Below are 18,177 nucleotides of genomic sequence, written 5' to 3'. Positions count from 1 at the left end.
ATAAAACCCGATGATCGCCACGCAGCGCAGTGGCATGCTGTGTTTTTCGCTAGCCGATTATCAGGAACATATGGATATTATTCCCGCCCGACCGCATCACGCCGCCGCCATTCAAAAAATCTATGCCTGGCATGTGTTACACGGCACCGCCACCTTTGAGACAGAGCCTCCCAGCGAAAGTGAAATGCTAAACCGTATCAAGGATGTCCAGCAGCGCGGTGGCTTCTGGCTGGTGGCGCAGGAGGATGAACAGGTGCTGGGTTACTGTTATCTGGCGCCTTATCGACCGCGCTATGCCTATCGCTTTTCGCTGGAGGATTCGATTTATCTCGACCGCGAGCAAACCGGACGTGGCGTAGGACGGGCGTTATTGCAAAAAGCGATTGCGCTGGCAGAAGCAGCTGGTTTTCGTCAGATCATCGCCATCGTCGGGGATAGCGCCAATCAGGGATCGCTGGGTTTACACCGGGCGCTCGGCTTCGAGCACACCGGTGTGATGAAATCGGTGGGCTTCAAACATGGCCGCTGGCTCGACACCGTCGTGATGCAGCGCTCACTGGGTGTCGGTGATAGCCAGCCGCCAGAGCGTTAAGCCGCCTGCATCACGATCACGCGATCTGTCCCCTTCTCCAGCAGTTCGCGATCGTGACTCACCAGCAGCACGCCACACTGCTGCTGACGCGCCATCTGGGTGATCAGCTGCAGGGTTTGCTGCTGTACCAGCGGATCGAGTCGCGATGTCGGCTCATCAGCGAACAGGAAAACCGGTTCAAGCAGCATGACGCGTAGCAGAGAAAAGCGCTGTAATTCGCCGCCCGAGAGCGAATCCGGGCAGCGCGTGAGCAATGAAGGATCTAAAGCCAATTGCTCCATTAGCCTGTCGCGTTTTGACTGTTCAATGCGATGACGGCGCAGCACATCCTCCAGGCTTTGTGACAGCGTGCGTGTGGGGGGAAACAGCGCCGAGGGATCCTGATAGATCTTCTGATACTTCAACGCACTCGCCGCAACATGACGTGTGATGCTGCCCTGTTGCGGTGTGAGTAACCCCAGCAATACGTCGCCAAAGCTGCTTTTCCCACTGCCGCTGGCACCATGTAAACCGACCATTTCCCCAGCATGCAGGACGAAGTTTTCTGGCACGCCCAACGTATTTCCGCCGCGCTGCAGTTTTATACCCTGCGCACTCACCACGGGTTTGCTGCGGATCATCGTGGTTTGCCGTTGCGGCCAGGCAACGGGATCGGCGGCCAGCAATTCGCGGGTATAACCCTGCTGCGGGGTGTGTAACACTTGTTGTGCTGCGCCTTGCTCGATCACTTTGCCTTTGTGCATGACGATGACATTGCCGCCCAGCTGACGTGCTAGCGCGATATCGTGAGTGATGGTCAGCAACGTCCCACCTTCCGCCACTTCACGACGCAGCAATGCAGAAACGTCATCGCGTCGGGAGGCATCCAACCCCTTGGTCGGTTCATCTGCTATCAGGATTTCTGCACCGCCTGCGCGCGCGGCGGCAAATGCCGCGCGCTGTGCCATGCCGCCGGATAATTGCCACGGGAATTTCTGTGCCGCAGCCTGTAACCCTAATTGTGTGAGGTCATCCTGCGCAGCTGCCACACTACGCGGCGCTGAATGTCCTCGGATATAGCGATAACCTTCCGCGACCTGCTGCTGAATCGCCATGGTGGGATCCAGCGCCAGCCAGGGTTCTTGTGGCAGGGAGGCCAGGGTGCTTCCCCATAAGCTGTATAACGCATCACGATCCTGCGGTAATTGATAACGTTGACCTTTGATGATTAAAGTTCCGCTAGCCTGCAAGGCCTCCGGCAAGATTCCCATCACCGCTTGCGCCAACAGGCTTTTTCCTGAGCCTGTCTCACCCAATAAGGTGAGCGGCTGGCCAGGTTGCAGCTGAAAATCGACGGGTTCCACCAGCGTGGCATCCGCCGTTGTTATCGTGATGCCGATGGCCTGTAATCCTTTCATACACGCTCCTTTTTCATCATCAGGTTGAGGCTAATCAGCAATAAAAACAGGGTGACGACAGGCTGCAGCAGCAACCACGGAGCTTCCCAGGCAAAGGGCAGCAGCTCGGTCATCATCAAGCCTAGCTCCGGTGTGGGTGGACGGACTCCCACACTGATAAATCCAAGCGCTGATACCGCCATAATGGCGCTGCTGAACGAGAACAGCGCAAGCGTGAGCAGTACCGGTGCGAGGGCTGGCCACAGATGACGACGAAAACGATAGATTGGGTTGAAACCCAGCATGCTGGCGGCCTGCATGCCCGGCGAATGCACAATAGGACGCAAGGTGGCACGCGTGACGCGGAAGAATTCCACCCAAAGCACCAATGAGATCCCTAACCACAACATCTGCGGCGAGTCAGGCGCAATGGCGGCGAGTAACAACACCAGCAGTAGCCCTGGCAGCGCCAGGCACATATCCCCCAGTATACTGACTACACGGTCGATCACACCGCCATAGAGCGCGCTGAGGACACCTGCCAGCACTCCGACCAGCATTGCACTGATCACGCACAGCGCTGCCAGGCCCAGTGACAGGCGCAACGCCGCACTCAGGCGTGGTAGCATGTCACGCCCCAGGTGATCGAAACCTAGTAAATTGGCCTGGCTGGGAGGCTGTAACATGTTCAGCAGTTCTTGTTGCAGAGGATCACCATGATGAAACAGAGGCAGCAAAAAGGCGTAGCTCATCAGTAGAGCCAGCAACAACCCACCGACGTGGCGTGAAGTCAATTTCATGGGCGCGTCCCTCGCGGATCAAGCAGATGACAACCTGCATCCATCAGCATATTCAGCAGGACAAACAGCAGGCCGAGCGTCATCGCACTGGCCTGAATCACCGGCACATCGCGGGCAAAGATGGCATGAACTAACGCATGACCAATGCCCGGCCAGGCAAACAACGTTTCCACCACCACCACGCCTTCCACCAACCAGACAAACTGCATGCCAAACCAGGTGAGTACCGGGGTGCCGAGGTTACGTAGACCGTGACGTTGCAACAAGATGGCGGGTGCCAGACCTTTTTGCGCCCCCCACTGGTAATAGCCCGCATTCACCACCTGCCAGGTGGCTTCACGCACCACGCGTACGCCCACCGCGCTCAGCGACAAGGCCAGCGTCATCGCCGGTAACAGGAAATGCCGTAATTCACCGTGTCCCGCACTCGGCAGCCAGTCGAGTTGCAGCGCGAACAGCACAATCAGCAGCATACCCAGCGCAAAATGCGGCACCGACTTAAGCAATGATGACAGCCAAAACAGCAGACGATCCAGTTTGCCATTGGCGTGGCAACCGGCCCAGATACCCAACGGCAGCGTGATAGCCAGCGCCAGCAGCAAAGATACCCCGGCTAACGCTAACGTCTGACTCAGTTGCCAGCGCAGTTCATCCATCACCGGTTCTCCGGAGACCAGTGAAAGGCCAAAGTTAAATTGCAGCAGGTCCAACAACCAGTGCAGTAACGCACTGCCTTGCTCAGCAGCCCCGCTTAACTCCTGTTGCACGCGTGCGACAGCATCGGCATCAACCCGGTCATAGCCGTAGCGACCGCTGGCAATGCGCCACGCCATGTCACCAGGCAATGACCGCACCAGAAACCAGGTGAGTAAACCCACTGAGAGCACGACAAAAAACGCCTGCATTAGACGCCAGCATAATTGTCTCATCCTCACGGCTCCCAACGCAGTTGGCGCAGGCCGAAGTGACGCTCAAACGGATCGAGCGCGACGTTTTGCAACTGACTGTTGATCGCTGCAGATTGTTGATACCAGGCGATGGGAATCACCGGGAGATCCTGTTGCAGTGCCGAAGTGATGAGCGTTCGAGCTTGGGCACGCGCGGAGGCATCGGTGGATTGCGTCAGGGTATGCAGTGCGCCACTGAATCCTGTTGGATGCCAGTTCATCGCCCCCCAGTCGCCACCTTTCTCGGCATAATCTTGCAGCAAGGTGCCGGTAGGATCGGGTGTCAAGGCGAAATTACGTGAGAACAGCGCCATTTGTAATTTCCCGCTGTGATGCTGGGCGGGAATTTCGCTGGCATTCGTTGAGTTAATCTTCACTTCAATACCGACTTTGCGCAGCTGTTGCTGGATAACCATTGCCATCAACGGCAGTTCAGGGCGATCCGGGAAGGTCAGCAGCGTCAGGCTGAAACGCTGGCCGTTGCGCGTTAGCACTCCGTCTGATCCTGATTGCCAGCCGGCTTTTTGCAGCAGGGTAACGGCCAAATCGGGCTGATAGGCCAATGGTTGCAGCGTCGCGTTATGCCATTCGCCCATGTTTGGCGGGAACAACTGGCTGGCAGCCCCTGGATAGCGCAACACCGCCATCGCCAACGCATTGCGATCAATGGCCATGCTAATCGCTTCGCGCACCGGCTGTTCCGCTAACAGGGGATCCCCCAGATTAAGCTTCAGCATGAGCGTGCGCGGCACTGGAATGGCGGGAAGCTGCAGCGTCGGCTTGCGTGCCAGACGCTGACGGCTGGCCGCATCAAGATTGAACACATAATCCGCATCACCGCTTTCTGCTAATAGCGCGCGGGTTTCTGCCCGGCCAGAAGAGAGATAACTGGCAGCGGCGATATGCGGGTTCTCTCCCCAGTACCCTGCAAAACGTTGCACCGCTAACGACTGCGGCGGTTGAAATGCCGTCAGCATAAACGGTCCAGAACCGATGATGCGTGTGATGTTGCCCTGTGCATCCCAACTGGATAACGCCAAAATTTGGGAGCGGCTTTCCGCCAGAACGGAAAGCAACGGGGTGAAAGGCTCGCGCAGTGTGATGGTCACCACTTGCCCTGCCCCGCTGATCTCACTTATCGGTGTCTTGTCCAATAATCCCGCTTTACTGCGTGCCGTGTTAAGTGATTTCACCACCACTTCCGCATCGAGTCGCGAACCATCATGAAAATGCACGTTCTCGCGCAGCTGTAATTGCCAGCGCAAACCGTCTTCCGATACCTGCCAACTTTTAGCTAATGCTGGGATGGGCTCACCGCGTTCGTTCACTTCCACCAGCGTTTCCACCACATCCATACGCAGGAGAATGTCGCCAGAAAGCGCCGGATCGGCTCCTTTAATTTCAAACGGAGCGGCAATGCGCACCGTGTTTTCGTGATGCTGCGCCGCGAATGAGGCGCACGAAGCCAGGCCGATCGCCGTGGCGATCAGCATTTTTTTCATTGATTTCATTATAGTTTCCGAAAAATACCGCTACAAAAAACCCAGAGAAATTACGTTATAACATAACAATACGCATTTAAACACAGATCGCCTTCAGGGATAAACGGTTGCGGGGGTGTTTATGACAAATTGGCGCTGCATGCTCGGGCGTGACTGGGTTATGCTGAAACCGAATCTGAACCCTGTAGGAGAAACAGAAATGCCAGAGATCGTTGTTTATGCTGCGGAAGGCCGCACGGTTGAGCAGAAGAAGAAGTTGCTGAAAGCAGTCACTGCCGCAGTCGCAGACTCGTTTGAGATTGATGCCAATTCGGTGACGGTCTCAATCATCGAAACGCCTAAGCATCACAAATCCAAAGGCGGCGTGCCGTTTGATGAGCGGTGATTGAAGATTTGATGCATAAAAGCCCGGATGGGCTTTTATGTTTTAAAGGATGAAAACCGCTGGGCCTTTATCCTCAATGGTGTTGAGGATACGTAAAGCCGCTTTATTGGGTTTACTTTCGTTACGTTCCCACTTTGAAACACTCTCAACTGACATGCCGGTGGTCATAGCTAAAGCAGCCTGCGACATCTTCCATCTTAAGCGTACCGCTTTAATCTCAATCCCAGACATATCGCGCACAGGAGGGATATTACGTGCTTCGATCGCCGCACTGATTTCAGCAACCGTCTCGTCCTGAACGACACCTAGTTTGTTGTAGCGCTGCGCCATTTCATGGAGTTTCTTCAAGCGATCAGTCATCACAAGTTACCTCGATTAATTCTTTCAGCTTAATCAATTCCCTGACCTTCTCATCAGACATCGCAATAAAATCCCGAGCGATACGGCAATAAACATCAATTTCATCATCTTCCAGTTCTTTGCCTTTCTTCTTTGACAACTGACTTTTCAAGTACATATCAAAGAAATAAATGTTGTTGCCATAATTGAAGAAAACAATACTACGCGCGCCGTCAGATGCCCCCACGCCGGGCAACCCAAGTCGTTTTTTGAACGTGTAACGTCCTAATGGGTCGCCATATAATCCCGCAAAAATCGACTTAGCAGCTTTACACAGAATTTTATCGTTGATGCGTGCATGACGTCTCTCTTCCTGAAATTCTGGCGTCAGGTAAATGCCCATTTACCCCTCCCTGCCTTAAAAAATCCGTAAGCAAGACTATAGTCTTCGTTACGGGTAAGGTCAAATTATAAGCGAAAGAATTGATTGAACCTATGTGCTAATAACCGCAATAACATGCGGTTAAAGTCTCTACGCGAACGGTCAAAATTCAGTATCATATCTTCCCTTGATTAACCCTATTGAGTGTCTCAGCCCGCTATGACTGAACAGAATCCGCTGTTTTCGCGGCTTACCACCACACTGGCTGAAGAGAGCCGCACGCCGTTGTACAAACGCTTTGCCACCGGCATCAAAGAAGCAGTGCGCGATGGTATTCTGCTGCATGAAGAGATCCTGCCCAGTGAACGAGATTTCAGCCAGTTGCTTGGCATCTCGCGCATTACGGTGCGTAAAGCAATGGATGAGCTGGAAAAAGAGGGAGTGGTATTCCGTTCACGCGGTTACGGTACACAGATTTGTAGCCAGTTTGAGTATTCGCTGAAAGAGCCCAAAGGTTTGTCACAGCAGGCCGTTTTACGCGGTAAAAAGCCGGATACGGTGTGGATTAATAAGAGCAAAATTCTTTGCAGCGCGGAGATCGGTGAAAAACTGGGATTAAGTAAAGATAGCGAGGTCTACTTGCTCAAGCGTATTCGTTATGTCGACCAGCAAGCGGTCTCCGTGGAAGAATCCTGGGTGCCGGCACGCTTTATTGCGGATGCCGATGATATTGGGATTTCTTTGTATGATTACTTTAACAAGCATCAGATTTTACCCGTTAAGTCGCAAAGTAGAGTGAGTGCCCGCATGCCTGATGAGGCGCTCCAGCAGCAGATTGCCCTGCCCGCCAATGTCCCTGTGCTGGTGATCAAACAGCTGGCACTTGACGCTCAAGGCAATCCGCTGGAGTACAGCATCAGCTACTGTCGCAGCGATATGTACGTCTTTATTGCTGAATGAGCCTTTGCTGCCAATAGACCTGCAACGTGGCGCGTTCCGGTGCGCAATCGCCTCCACGTTGCGACACCACATAAGACGCAACAACATTGCCCAACGCCACGCTCTCGGCCAGCGACCAACCTGAAGCGAGCCCCGCTAAAAGTCCCCCCGCATGGCTGTCACCGGCGCCAATCGTGTCAACCACTTTCGTCGCCAGAGCAGGGATCCAGCACTGAGAGTCCGCATCAACATAACCTGCGCCCTCACTGTCCAAACGCACCACCAGCGGCGATCCAAAGCGTTGTTGCCATTGCGTCATTAACTGGCGGGCGTCAAAGGATTCATGTTGATTTAAACGCTCCTGCCAAAGTAATTCCGCTTCCTGTCTGTTCACTGTAATCAGTGGTTTTAGCGCCATCACGCGGGCAAATTGGCGCTCACCTATATCAGCCAAACGCGGACCGAAATCCACCAGCAGCTGATAAGTCTGCGCCTGCTGCTCAAGCCACTCAATCAGCACATCGCCGCTTTTGCTGGTGAGTTGATAGCCAGAAAGGTAGATCCAACGGTGTGCAGGTTGTGGCAATGTGCCCAGCAGTTCGGCATCCCACAGATTTTCGACACCGCTAACCGACAGAAACGTGCGCTCGCCGTCTGGTTCCACCAGTGCCAGACACCAGCCATTATCTCCTTTACTGGTTTCCAGCACGCTGGTAATGCCATATTCCGTCAGCTTCTGCCGCACAATATTGGCCCAAATACCGTTACCCAGTGGCAGCGCATTGATGGAAGGAATGCCCAATCGATGCAACGCGATCGCCACATTCAACGCACATCCGCCCACATTCACGCCCTGCTGGTGGAGTTCAATGTCACTTCCCCGATGCGGTAATGAATACGCATCGGCAATCACATCGACCACAGCTGCACCAATGACGCAAACGGGCAAACGGCCTTCCAACCAATTCAGGTCATCTGGCGTCAGCATAAGCGGCCTCACGCTGCTGACGAAACCGCACAAAAGCGCTGCTGTAGCGCGTGAAATCCAGCGCGTTGGCAGCATCCAGCTCCGCTTTGAGCTGTGAATCAATCCCATCAATGCCATGCAGCGCACCGCAAATGGCGACAGCCATCGCGCCGATAGTATCGGTATCGCCCCCCAGATTGGCACACAGAATGGCGCAGCGATTCGGATCGGTGTTGGCTAGCTCGACCATTGCAATAGCGGCAGGAACCGATTCGATAGTGGCAGTACCGGTGCCGACCAGATCGTAAATCTGCTGCATTGTTGATTCCACACCTCTGCCCTGTGCCACAACGCTCAATCCCAACTCAACACGCGCGGCCATGGAAGCGCTGAAGGTCGTGACGTGTTTTTCCTGCGCAGCGCGTGCAATCGCAGGCAGCTCATCGCGGATGGATGTCCAGCTTGCTCCGTCAATGGCACGTGAGACGGCCCAGGCAATCACCGTAGCCCCCGCGATAGCGACATCAGATTTGTGAGTGGGACTGGAAGCCAGTGCGACAGCGTCAATAAAAGCGTCCAGATCTTTGGCTGGCAAAAGACAACCGAGTGGCGAAACGCGCATTGCCGCACCATTGGTCATGCCGTTGTTATCCAGTTGCGTCACTGGCGTTCCCATTTTCAGTGCATTCAGGGCTATCTTTGATGTGGGTCCTAACACGTTTTTGTTAAAGGCATCAAACTCCTCCGCCCAACGCAGGATATTGGCTCCAATAGTCTCGGCGTTTATATCGCCATCATGGGTCACTATCGCATCGGCCAGCGCCAGCGCCATCGACGTATCGTCAGTAAATGCTGCGCGGCCAAAATAGCAGGCCGCATTGTTTTCGGCAGGTCCCGGCAGAAAACCATCAATCCAACCAAAATGCTGCTTAACGCGACTGCGCGGCCACAATTCCGATGGCATACCCATCGCATCGCCCAGAGCCTGACCATAAAAAGCGCCTAAAATCCGTTTTTCCTGGAGTGTCATTGTCATCATTACATCTCTTATTTATGGCTATCAGCGGTGGCTGATTGCTCGAAAGCGGTTAATTCTTCACTGCGTTTTTTGCCATCGCGGAACAGCACGATGAAGGCGATAGTGATAATGATGATCATCACGCTGCCGAACATCCACATGCCCGCCCAGTTGAACGTCTGGCCATTGCGTGGCTGGTCGTAAGCGAACATCTCCTGCATCAAATATCCGCCGAGACGATAGCCCAGTAAGCTGCCAATACCCTGGCATGCGAGCGTGATCAGGCCCTGCGCCGCGTTGCGCATCGCGACCGGTGCTTTTTTGTCAACGTAGATATAAGCGGTGATGAAGTAGAAGTCATAGCTGACGCCGTGCAGCAGGATGCCCATAAACAACAGGCCAATCGTCAGGGCATTTTGATCTCCGCCGAACACGAAGAATATGTAGCGCAACGCTGCGGTGGTTAAGCCAAGCAGCAACACCTTGCCGATACCAAAACGCTTGATAAAGAACGGCAATGCCAACAGGAAGAAGATTTCCGATACCTGTCCCAGCGTCATCCAACCGGTGGCGTGCGGCAGGCCCACTTCCGTCAGATAGCCTTCGGCAAAGATGTAGTAAAACGCCAGCGGCATACTGAACAGGAAGGAACAAACAAAGAACACCAGGAAACTGCGATCTTTCAGGAGATGCAGTGCATCCAGCCCCAGCGCCACACGCAGACTGAATTTCCCAGTGCTCTTCGGCTCAGTGGCTGGCAGCATCAGCGAAAAGATCCCCAGCACCAGTGAACTGGCAGCTGTGATTAGTAGCGGGACATTACTTGCTGAAATGTCGCCAAAGCCCATCAACGGTGGCAAGAAACCGCAGGCGATCCCTGACGCAATCCAGCCTAAAGTACCCATCACGCGCACGCGTGGATAATCACGTTCAACATCGCCAACATGCGAAAAGGCAATGCTGTTCGTTAGCGCAATGGTTGGCATGTAGGTGAGCGCATACAACAACAGCAGTGGGAAGAAACCACTGAAGTGCGTCTGCTGTGCCGCAAAATACATCAGAATGGAACCGACGATCATCAGCAGCGACAATACCTTTTGTGCCTGGAAGAAGCGGTCTGCCAAAGATCCAACGAGGATCGGCGACAGGATGGCGGCTATCGACGTGCAGGCATAGCACCAGGCAATCTCAACGGGCGAAAAACCATTTTTGCTGAGAAAAGCCCAGAGCGGCACAAACCATGCGCCCCAGATAAACCACTCAAGAAACATCATGAAGGATAATTTTGGGATTGTTGTTTTCATTTAAAAAGGACTCCCCGGTGTAGGTGAGGCCAATCTAACACCACTAACAATACCTTTGTAATACCATTAGCGGATTCTTTGAACTACTCCACAACAATTTTAACGGGGAATTAACAGTGGGACGAGAGTGAGTGCGAGGTATAAGGGCGTGCACTGCACGCCCTGAAATCTTTAACGACGGTTTTTCCAGACAGTCTGAATATTGCAGAACTCATGGACACCAAAGCTGGAAAGCTCGCGACCGTATCCGCTCTTCTTCACGCCACCAATAGCCACGCGAGGGTCGGAAGCACCGTTGCCATTGATAAAGACTGCGCCCGTTTCTAGCTTCTCTGCCAGCTCATTGGCTATCGCTTCGTTACCGCTCCACACGGTAGCGCTCAAACCAAATTCGCTGTTATTCGCCAGCTCTAAAGCATGCTGTGCATTACGTGCCACGGTAATCGCTGCCACGGGGCCAAAGATCTCCTGCTGGAAAGCGGTCATGTCTGGTGTCACGTCAGCAAGGATCGTTGGGGCATAGTAGTTACCGACACCATCGATCTTGTGGCCACCGATGACCAGGCGAGCTCCCTGCTTCAGGGTCTGCTGTACTTGCTGATCCAATTCATCACGCAGGTCATATCGCGCCATTGGACCGATATAAGTTTCTTCGCTCAGAGGATCACCGATCTTTAATGCTTGCACAGCAGCGCTAAAACGCGCCTCAAACGCTTCTGCGACACTTTCTTCAATGATGAACCGTTTGGCAGCCATACAGACCTGTCCGGTGTTCTGGTAGCGCCCAGTGACCGCTGAAGCTACTGCTGCATCCAGATCGGCATCTGCCAGAACAATAAAAGGATCTGCGCCGCCGAGTTCCAGCACGGTTTTTTTCAATACCGCACCGGCTTGTGCTGCTATAGCACCGCCAGCCCGCACACTTCCTGTCACCGCAACAGCCGCAATACGCGGATCTTTAATTGCAGCCGAAACGCCATCGTTATCGACGTTAATCACAGTGAAGCCACCTTTTGGCAGATCGGTTGCATCAAACAGCTCTGTCATCAGATTGGCTGAACCCATTACGCTTGGCGCGTGTTTGAGCACATATGTGTTGCCTGCCAGTAACATGCTAACTGCACCGCGCAGCACCTGCCAGTAAGGGAAGTTCCACGGCATTACCGCAAGAATCACGCCTAATGGACGAAACGATTGCCAGGCTTGCTGATTTTCCACCAGCGTGGGCTTGTCTGCCAACATGGCTGGGCCCTGCTCAGCGTACCAGTCACAAAGATTTGCGCATTTAAGGACTTCAGCACGAGCCTGTGCAATGGGTTTACCCATCTCCAGGGTTGCCATGGTGGCGAGCTGATCCTGACGCTGGCGGATCTGTTCTGCTAACTGGCGTAATACGATGACGCGCTGCGCCATGCTGGTGGCTCGCCATTGTGCGAATGCATCGGCGCTACTCTGTAACGCAGCTTCGAGCTCAGCGGCATTCTGCAATGGATAGGATGCGATGATTTCGCCAGTGGTTGGGTTACGTGAAATAACGTTGTCAGTCATAAGATGCCTTCGTCATGAGTTGTAGGGGATGAATATGAGTTTCACCTTACGCTCGGTGAAGGTTGATGAAAAATGAATAATAATGAGGAAGTTGTTCTCTTCTGATGAAAGTCACGGATCTTCTTCGCAAGGAATTAATGTTTTTTCGCCATTGGTGGGATCAATCTTACTGACCTGCATATTCTGACAGTTTTTGAGGGTAGAAGCTGATTCTTCATAGGGTTATGCAGTTATACAGTGAATAGATCTAAAAGAAAGATCATAGAGAGATCTTAAAGAGATCCTAAGAGATCCCCGATCGCTGCAAGCCGCACCCCACAAGGCCTGAGAAGGTGATCGCGTTCACTATAATCAGAAAAACGTTCACTACAATCAGCATAATATTCACTATAGACTGTAGAATGTTCACTATAAACAGTGTTAATGTTCACTGTAATCAGAAATCGATCCTTTTCATCCACAGAATGAAGATCTCAGGCTATGGCAGATAAAGAGAGTGAAAACAAGGCGTTACTAGAACCTTTTCTGTCGGTGACAAAAAACAGCGGTGAGGTTATCCAGCTTCATCCTAATAAAAATAACACCGTACAACCGGTCGCGTTGATGCGCCTGGGTCTGTTCGTTCCGACACTAAAGTCTACTGCGCGTGGTAAATCGGGCGCGATGGCTTCAACGGACGCCACTAAAGAGCTCAAGAACCTTTCGTTAGTTAAAGCGGAAGGCTATGAAAAGATTACCATTACTGGCGCAAGGCTGGACATGGATAATGATTTCAAAACCTGGGCTGGCATCATTCAGTCTTTCTCGCGTTATCCCTCAAAGGGCGACACCGTGACGCTGCCGTTTATTGATTTCGTGAAAATGTGCGGGATCCCATCGGCAAACTCGTCAGCGGCCTTACGTAAGCGTTTAGATGCCTCTTTAAGACGCATCGCAACCAATACGTTGTCCTTTGAAGGTAATGGCAAAGCGTATCATACCCACCTTGTGCAGTCGGCGTATTACGATCGTGAAAAGGATCTGGTGCGCATTCAAGCCGATCCTAAACTGTTTGAGCTGTATAACTTTGACCATAAAGTCTTGCTGCAGCTGCGTGCTATTTCACGGCTCAAACGTAAGGAATCGGCTCAGGCGTTATATACCTACCTGGAAAGCCTGCCAACCAATCCTGCACCTATATCGCTGGCGCGTCTGCGCATGCGTTTAAACTTAGGCTCTAAGACGACCACGCAAAACCACGTAGTCCGACGCGCGATGGAGCAGCTAAAGGAGATTGGCTACCTCGACTATTCAGAGGTGAAGCGTGGACGTTCTGTGTTCTTTATTATCCATAGCAGAACGCCGAAGCTGGACGGTATCAGCAATCTTGAGAGCATTGATTCCCTCGATGATATTGAGTTTGAAGACTGATTTTTCACGTTCACTGTAATCAGTCCCCTTCACTTGAGTGTGTCACTTAATCGCCAAAAGTGACACACTTCTCCTCCGCACTGTTCACTGTAATCTGCATCCCATCATGCATTCACTGTAATCAGTAACGTTCACTGTAAACAGTATTCAGCGACACGTTAGTCTTGCATCCACTTAGGGTGTTATCAGATTCGACGATTTATTGGGCTTAAATATGATAGTGAGTACTTACCAGGTGGGTATTTAACACTCGCACGCCCTCTTTTGCAGTCGGTTTGCTGATTACAGTGAACATTAGCCATAGCGCATTTGGATGCTGATTACAGTGAATGGTGGTGATGCGGTGAAAACAGATTATAGTGAATGATTTAATATAACCATCTGAATATTATAGTTAATATTTAATGATCGGCATTCGTTCACTGTAATCAGCATATTGTCTGTACAAATAAACAGTAAAAGTGACAGGGTTGGTCACCTTCACTGATTACAGTAAATTTTTCCCTTTATTGCAGATTGCAGTGAACGTTAGGCCAGTGCGGTTGGGGGATGGATTTGAGGCCTCAATCGTGCGCGTCACGCTGTCACTGATTACAGTGAATGCTCAGCAGCCCTTCCCTCTTCCGATACATTTTCTGCCTGATCGTTGTGGTCACTGAGGATCGCATTACTGATTACAGTGAACGTAAATGACTTTGCCAGCGAGCAGCAGTTACTGATTACAGTGAATGTCCCGACTCAGGATTCGGGGGTTTCAGGAGAACGGCCTTCACCTGCTTTGCTGATTACAGTGAACGTTGGAGTTCAAAGACAAACATTGCGTTTAGGGTTGAGTCGGCAGCGGAACATGTAATAGCCTCCGTTCAAACCTGACACTCCACCAGTAAGAGTAGCTAAAATGGTCTTCTCTCTTCTCTCTTCTCTCTTCTCTCTTCTCTCTTCTTATCTCTAATCGGTCATTTGCCATTGGCCATATATCACCGAGCACGCCTCTCCAGTCGTTCTTGCTCTGGCCATTGGTTTTCGAAGATTCTTCAATATCGCCTGTAGACCATGGGTACCCGCCAGAACTCGCCAGTTACTGCTTACCCGCTATCGCGCACTTGCCATGGCTGAACGCTGAGCATCTACCCGTTTTCACTCACGTACAGGTAGTCATAAGCCACTGATGATTTAGCGTCACTCACTCACTCACTCACTCACTCACTCACTCACTCACTCACAAACAGCAAACCCACATTCGCAAACCACAAATCACAACTAAAAACGCAAATTGGGTTACTGATTACAGTGAATGTTGGCAGTCATTCCAGCCCGTATTTACATCCCTGACTCCTGACTCCTGACTCCTGACTCCTGACTCCTGACTCCTGACTCCTTTACTGATTACAGTGAACGTTCTCACTTATGCCCTTCCCTTTCGGCCGATTATGGCGAGTCCATTTAAGACAAAATTGCTGATTATAGTGAACGCTCCGCTGAGAGAGCGATTTGGGTTACTGATTACAGTGAACGTTTGAATGTGGCTTAGACAAATTGCTGATTACAGTGAATGCCAGCTAGCCATACGAACTGTCGATTACTGATTACAGTGAACACTAGGGGCAAATTAATGCTCTCTACATGCAGTCTACTGATTATAGTGAATGCTTATGTTGGGACTGTGGCGTCTCCACCTACCGAAAACGTCCACAGCCGATTTCGTCATGGGTAACCCAGGCTTTCAAAGGCTCAGCGTGAAAAATCAATATTACTGAATACAGTGAACGTAGCGCAGATGTGTACTGATTACAGTGAACCTATTCCCACTTACAGTGAATGTTTGCTGATTACAGTGAATGTTATGCCGAATATAGTGAATGCAGGCTGAGATTTCAGCCGTAACACCCTGCCCGCAAAGCTCGTGCAACGGACGATCAAATTACTGATTACAGTGAATGCTGGAGCAAATTCGCGAATGCGGCGTTGCTCACACTTTCATCCATTATTCCGAGCTGATTAAAACATCTCCGCTGGTTACAGTGAATGTTTGCACTAACGCCCTCTTACTCAAGGTATTTTCGCAGCGCTAAATGTTTCGCATTAGATGAGATAGATTTGCCTCATGTGCAGGATTTCGGTATAAAGTCATAAATCCTACATGTGTGGAGCAAGTATGGCTAACGATGAGAAGCAAGTTCTGAAAGTCGCACAACGTTCAGAAAAAATGCTAATGAGCCTGACGGAACAGATTCAGGCGCAGAAAGAAGAGTTGCAGGAAAACACTTTTTATCAGGTTTACGCCAAAGCGGCGTTAGCCAAACTCCCTAAATTAACGCGTGCGAGCGTTGATTACGCTGTAAATGAAATGGAAGAGAACGGCTATCCATTCGATAAACGTGCGGCGGGCAGCTCTACCAAATACGCAATGTCCATCCAAAACATCATTGATATCTACCATCACCGTGGTGTGCCAAAGTATCGCGATCGTCACGCAGAGGCATTCACGCTGTTTGTTGGTAATCTCAAAGGTGGCGTATCGAAAACTGTATCAACGGTCTCACTGGCCCATGCGCTGCGTGCGCACCCGCATCTGTTGTATGAAGACCTGCGCATTCTGGTTATCGACCTCGATCCGCAATCCTCTGCCACCATGTTCCTCAATCATGAGCGTTCGGTCGGACTGGTAGAAGCCACAGCTGCGCAAGCGATGCTGCAAAACGTGGGCCGCGAAGAGTTACTTAACGAATTCATCGTGCCATCGATTATTCCTGGAGTTGACGTATTGCCGGCCTCCATTGACGACGCCTTTATTGCATCACGTTGGGAAGAACTGTGTGCTGAGCATCTGCCTACGCAGAATGTGCATGCGGTTCTGTATGACAACGTCGTAGCAAAACTGAAGAAAGACTATGACTTCATTTTCATCGACAGTGGCCCACATCTGGATGCCTTCTTAAAGAACGCCATCGCCGCGTCTGATTTACTGATGACGCCAGTTCCACCAGCACAAGTTGATTTCCACTCGACGTTGAAGTATCTGACGCGCCTGCCGGAACTGATTGGCATTATCGAGGAATCAGGCGCATCCTGCCGCTTGCAAGGCAACATCGGCTTTATGTCCAAGCTATCGAATAAAGCGGACCACAAGCTGTGTCACAGCCTGGCGAAAGAGATCTTTGGTGGCGACATGCTGGATGCTGCTTTACCACGTCTGGACGGTTTTGAGCGTTGTGGTGAGTCGTTTGATACGGTGATCTCTGCGAACCCATCGACCTATGTGGGCAGCACCGAAGCCTTGAAGAATGCGCGTTCGGCAGCGGAAGATTTCGCTAAAGCCGTATTTGACCGCATTGAATTTATTCGCCTGAACTGAGGTTACTATGAGCGCAAAACGAATCACGATTGGCCGTACCTTCAGCCAGACACCTTTGCAGACTGAGGATGCCTCAGATGGACATTCTCAAACCTTTATCCTTTCGACCGGTAAACGTGCCCTGTTCACGCTTGAACACATTACTGCAAAGGAAATTGAAGAAAAAACCTATGTGGTAATGGAGACTAACGGTCGCGATCAGTCAGGCCTGACGCCTGAATCGCTGCGCGACATTATCCGCACCATTAAATTACAGCAGTTCTTCCCTGCTATTGGTGTGAAGCGTGGCGACCGCATCGAAATTTTGGATGGTTCCCGCCGCCGTGCCGCTGCTCTGCACTGCAAAACCGGGCTGGATGTGCTGGTCACTGAGGTTGCCATCACGGCAGATGAAGCACGTCGTCTGGCGCAGGATATTCAAACCGCACGCGAACATAACCTGCGTGAAGTGGGGATGCGCCTGCTGTCATTAAAAGAGAGTGGCCTGTCACAGAAAGAGATTGCTCAAAGCGAAGGTCTTTCGCAGGCAAAAGTTACGCGTGCGCTGCAGGCCGCGAGCGTACCACTAGAGTTGGTTACCCTGTTCCCAAATCATTCCGAGTTAACCTACCCGGATTACAAAACGCTGCTGCAGGCGTATGAGAAGCTTCAGGAGATTGGTCAGTCGGTTGAAGCGTTAATTGATACCATTGGCATGGATGTTGATACGGTCTGCGCACGTGATGGTCTGGCTGAAGATGAAGTAAAAAATGGGATTCTGCGTCTGGTGCGTAATGGTAGCCAAACGCTGATCCAGTCGCCAACAAAGGACAAAGCGGTCGCCACTCCTCTCTGGACGTTTGCTGATAAAGATCGCTATGCCCGTAAGAAGACGCGCGGTCGTATGTTCAGCTACGAATTCAATCGTCAGTCGAAAGAGTTACAAGATGAGTTGGATCGGGTGATAAACGAGACACTCAATAAATATCTCAATCAGTAGCGAAATGCCGCCTTCGGGCGGTTTTTTTTGCTTGAATTTCAGCTTTTCGCCAGTGCTATTCCATCGCTAACTGTATGAAAAATATCTAACCTATGTAGAAATTTCAGGCTGAAATCGCCAACTTTTTCACCGTATATATGCGTAAAATTCTTGCGCTACAGAGTTTAGTGAATCTATGGTGAAGGCAAAATAACCAGCTGGATAGGAAATCAACAAAGGCTACCCAGGGGAGGAAATAAGATTGCGGATGCCCTGAAATTCTCTTCATTCGCCATCTCAATTTCATCGCTAACTGTATGAAAAATATCTAACCTATGTAGAAATTTCAGGCTGA

The 18,177-nt window shown here is 51.4% G+C and carries 16 protein-coding genes; 6 read left to right on the top strand and 10 right to left on the bottom strand.

Annotation, left to right across the window (positions count from 1 at the left end; genetic code table 11):
* The first annotated feature begins 70 nt into the window (after positions 1-70).
* On the top strand, positions 71-592 hold the full coding sequence (locus IAE30_RS18040) for a GNAT family N-acetyltransferase (RefSeq protein ID WP_200680694.1): 522 nt from the start codon (positions 71-73) through the stop codon (positions 590-592).
* Here IAE30_RS18040 and IAE30_RS18035 read toward each other — a convergent pair.
* Genes IAE30_RS18035 through IAE30_RS18020 form a run of 4 tightly spaced genes read right to left on the bottom strand, consistent with a single transcriptional unit; the run spans position 589 to position 5,226 of the window.
* Complete coding sequence (locus IAE30_RS18035; protein WP_200680531.1) at positions 589-1,989, bottom strand: ABC transporter ATP-binding protein; 1,401 nt, start codon at positions 1,987-1,989, stop codon at positions 589-591. The two genes, IAE30_RS18040 and IAE30_RS18035, sit on opposite strands and share 4 nt — an antisense overlap.
* Complete coding sequence (locus IAE30_RS18030) at positions 1,986-2,768, bottom strand: ABC transporter permease (RefSeq protein WP_200680529.1); 783 nt, start codon at positions 2,766-2,768, stop codon at positions 1,986-1,988. The genes IAE30_RS18035 and IAE30_RS18030 overlap by 4 nt, the downstream gene beginning before the upstream one ends.
* The gene (locus IAE30_RS18025) at positions 2,765-3,697 is read right to left on the bottom strand and encodes an ABC transporter permease (protein WP_200680527.1); all 933 of its coding nucleotides are present in this window, start codon (positions 3,695-3,697) and stop codon (positions 2,765-2,767) included. Before IAE30_RS18025 ends, IAE30_RS18030 begins: the two co-directional genes overlap by 4 nt.
* Before the next feature lie 2 nt (positions 3,698-3,699).
* The gene (locus IAE30_RS18020) at positions 3,700-5,226 is read right to left on the bottom strand and encodes an ABC transporter substrate-binding protein (protein ID WP_200680526.1); all 1,527 of its coding nucleotides are present in this window, start codon (positions 5,224-5,226) and stop codon (positions 3,700-3,702) included.
* 190 nt (positions 5,227-5,416) lie between these two features.
* Between IAE30_RS18020 and IAE30_RS18015 the strand changes: the two genes are divergently transcribed.
* Positions 5,417-5,602, top strand: a complete 186-nt coding sequence (locus IAE30_RS18015) for a tautomerase family protein (RefSeq protein WP_034822328.1) — start codon at positions 5,417-5,419, stop codon at positions 5,600-5,602.
* A 42-nt stretch (positions 5,603-5,644) separates the two neighbouring features.
* Here IAE30_RS18015 and IAE30_RS18010 read toward each other — a convergent pair whose 3' ends face one another.
* Both IAE30_RS18010 and IAE30_RS18005 read right to left on the bottom strand, forming a co-directional pair.
* The gene (locus IAE30_RS18010; RefSeq protein ID WP_045831927.1) at positions 5,645-5,962 is read right to left on the bottom strand and encodes a DNA-binding transcriptional regulator; all 318 of its coding nucleotides are present in this window, start codon (positions 5,960-5,962) and stop codon (positions 5,645-5,647) included.
* Positions 5,955-6,344 carry a type II toxin-antitoxin system RelE/ParE family toxin gene (locus tag IAE30_RS18005; protein ID WP_045816787.1) on the bottom strand — a complete coding sequence of 130 codons (390 nt, stop codon included), beginning with the start codon at positions 6,342-6,344 and terminating at the stop codon, positions 5,955-5,957. The genes IAE30_RS18010 and IAE30_RS18005 overlap by 8 nt, the downstream gene beginning before the upstream one ends.
* 198 nt (positions 6,345-6,542) lie before the next feature.
* Between IAE30_RS18005 and IAE30_RS18000 the strand changes: the two genes are divergently transcribed.
* Entirely contained in the window at positions 6,543-7,283 is a 741-nt protein-coding gene (locus tag IAE30_RS18000) for a GntR family transcriptional regulator (RefSeq protein WP_200536956.1), read from the top strand.
* Here the strand turns inward: IAE30_RS18000 and IAE30_RS17995 are convergent.
* The 4 genes from IAE30_RS17995 to IAE30_RS17980 all read right to left on the bottom strand — a co-directional run bounded on the left by IAE30_RS17995 (position 7,270) and on the right by IAE30_RS17980 (position 12,099).
* Positions 7,270-8,250 carry a PfkB family carbohydrate kinase gene (locus IAE30_RS17995; protein WP_200680525.1) on the bottom strand — a complete coding sequence of 327 codons (981 nt, stop codon included), beginning with the start codon at positions 8,248-8,250 and terminating at the stop codon, positions 7,270-7,272. The two genes, IAE30_RS18000 and IAE30_RS17995, sit on opposite strands and share 14 nt — an antisense overlap.
* On the bottom strand, positions 8,234-9,265 hold the full coding sequence (locus tag IAE30_RS17990; RefSeq protein ID WP_200680693.1) for an ADP-ribosylglycohydrolase family protein: 1,032 nt from the start codon (positions 9,263-9,265) through the stop codon (positions 8,234-8,236). The genes IAE30_RS17995 and IAE30_RS17990 overlap by 17 nt, the downstream gene beginning before the upstream one ends.
* Before the next feature lie 11 nt (positions 9,266-9,276).
* Positions 9,277-10,551, bottom strand: a complete 1,275-nt coding sequence (locus IAE30_RS17985; RefSeq protein ID WP_045816791.1) for a nucleoside permease — start codon at positions 10,549-10,551, stop codon at positions 9,277-9,279.
* A 171-nt stretch (positions 10,552-10,722) separates the two neighbouring features.
* A complete protein-coding gene (locus IAE30_RS17980; protein ID WP_045831931.1) occupies positions 10,723-12,099 on the bottom strand; it encodes an aldehyde dehydrogenase family protein in 1,377 nt (458 codons plus the stop codon).
* Between the two features lie 480 nt (positions 12,100-12,579).
* On the opposite strand from IAE30_RS17980, the gene IAE30_RS17975 reads away from it, so the two are divergent.
* The 3 genes from IAE30_RS17975 (at position 12,580) to IAE30_RS17965 (ending at position 17,843) form a co-directional block, all read left to right on the top strand.
* Positions 12,580-13,509, top strand: a complete 930-nt coding sequence (locus IAE30_RS17975) for a RepB family plasmid replication initiator protein (protein ID WP_034822338.1) — start codon at positions 12,580-12,582, stop codon at positions 13,507-13,509.
* A gap of 2,155 nt (positions 13,510-15,664) precedes the next feature.
* Positions 15,665-16,864, top strand: coding sequence for an AAA family ATPase (locus IAE30_RS17970; RefSeq protein ID WP_058960453.1), 1,200 nt, complete (start codon positions 15,665-15,667; stop codon positions 16,862-16,864).
* A 7-nt stretch (positions 16,865-16,871) separates the two neighbouring features.
* Complete coding sequence (locus tag IAE30_RS17965) at positions 16,872-17,843, top strand: ParB family protein (RefSeq protein ID WP_200680524.1); 972 nt, start codon at positions 16,872-16,874, stop codon at positions 17,841-17,843.
* Positions 17,844-18,177: the final 334 nt, after the last annotated feature.

This window comes from Pantoea sp. S61, assembly GCF_016625145.1.
GTDB classification, from domain to species: domain Bacteria; phylum Pseudomonadota; class Gammaproteobacteria; order Enterobacterales; family Enterobacteriaceae; genus Pantoea; species Pantoea rwandensis_B.
Note: the sequence above shows the minus strand (reverse complement) of the source record. Positions and strands in the feature narration are given on the sequence as shown.

Excerpts from the sequence above, each read along its gene's own strand:
- IAE30_RS18040 (WP_200680694.1), top strand. The coding sequence starts at position 71 with ATGGATATTATTCCCGCCCGACCGCATCACGCCGCCGCCATTCAAAAA.
- IAE30_RS18035 (WP_200680531.1), bottom strand. The coding sequence starts at position 1,989 with ATGAAAGGATTACAGGCCATCGGCATCACGATAACAACGGCGGATGCC.
- IAE30_RS18030 (WP_200680529.1), bottom strand. The coding sequence starts at position 2,768 with ATGAAATTGACTTCACGCCACGTCGGTGGGTTGTTGCTGGCTCTACTG.
- IAE30_RS18025 (WP_200680527.1), bottom strand. The coding sequence starts at position 3,697 with ATGAGACAATTATGCTGGCGTCTAATGCAGGCGTTTTTTGTCGTGCTC.
- IAE30_RS18020 (WP_200680526.1), bottom strand. The coding sequence starts at position 5,226 with ATGAAATCAATGAAAAAAATGCTGATCGCCACGGCGATCGGCCTGGCT.
- IAE30_RS18015 (WP_034822328.1), top strand. The coding sequence starts at position 5,417 with ATGCCAGAGATCGTTGTTTATGCTGCGGAAGGCCGCACGGTTGAGCAG.
- IAE30_RS18010 (WP_045831927.1), bottom strand. The coding sequence starts at position 5,962 with ATGACTGATCGCTTGAAGAAACTCCATGAAATGGCGCAGCGCTACAAC.
- IAE30_RS18005 (WP_045816787.1), bottom strand. The coding sequence starts at position 6,344 with ATGGGCATTTACCTGACGCCAGAATTTCAGGAAGAGAGACGTCATGCA.
- IAE30_RS18000 (WP_200536956.1), top strand. The coding sequence starts at position 6,543 with ATGACTGAACAGAATCCGCTGTTTTCGCGGCTTACCACCACACTGGCT.
- IAE30_RS17995 (WP_200680525.1), bottom strand. The coding sequence starts at position 8,250 with ATGCTGACGCCAGATGACCTGAATTGGTTGGAAGGCCGTTTGCCCGTT.
- IAE30_RS17990 (WP_200680693.1), bottom strand. The coding sequence starts at position 9,265 with ATGACAATGACACTCCAGGAAAAACGGATTTTAGGCGCTTTTTATGGT.
- IAE30_RS17985 (WP_045816791.1), bottom strand. The coding sequence starts at position 10,551 with ATGAAAACAACAATCCCAAAATTATCCTTCATGATGTTTCTTGAGTGG.
- IAE30_RS17980 (WP_045831931.1), bottom strand. The coding sequence starts at position 12,099 with ATGACTGACAACGTTATTTCACGTAACCCAACCACTGGCGAAATCATC.
- IAE30_RS17975 (WP_034822338.1), top strand. The coding sequence starts at position 12,580 with ATGGCAGATAAAGAGAGTGAAAACAAGGCGTTACTAGAACCTTTTCTG.
- IAE30_RS17970 (WP_058960453.1), top strand. The coding sequence starts at position 15,665 with ATGGCTAACGATGAGAAGCAAGTTCTGAAAGTCGCACAACGTTCAGAA.
- IAE30_RS17965 (WP_200680524.1), top strand. The coding sequence starts at position 16,872 with ATGAGCGCAAAACGAATCACGATTGGCCGTACCTTCAGCCAGACACCT.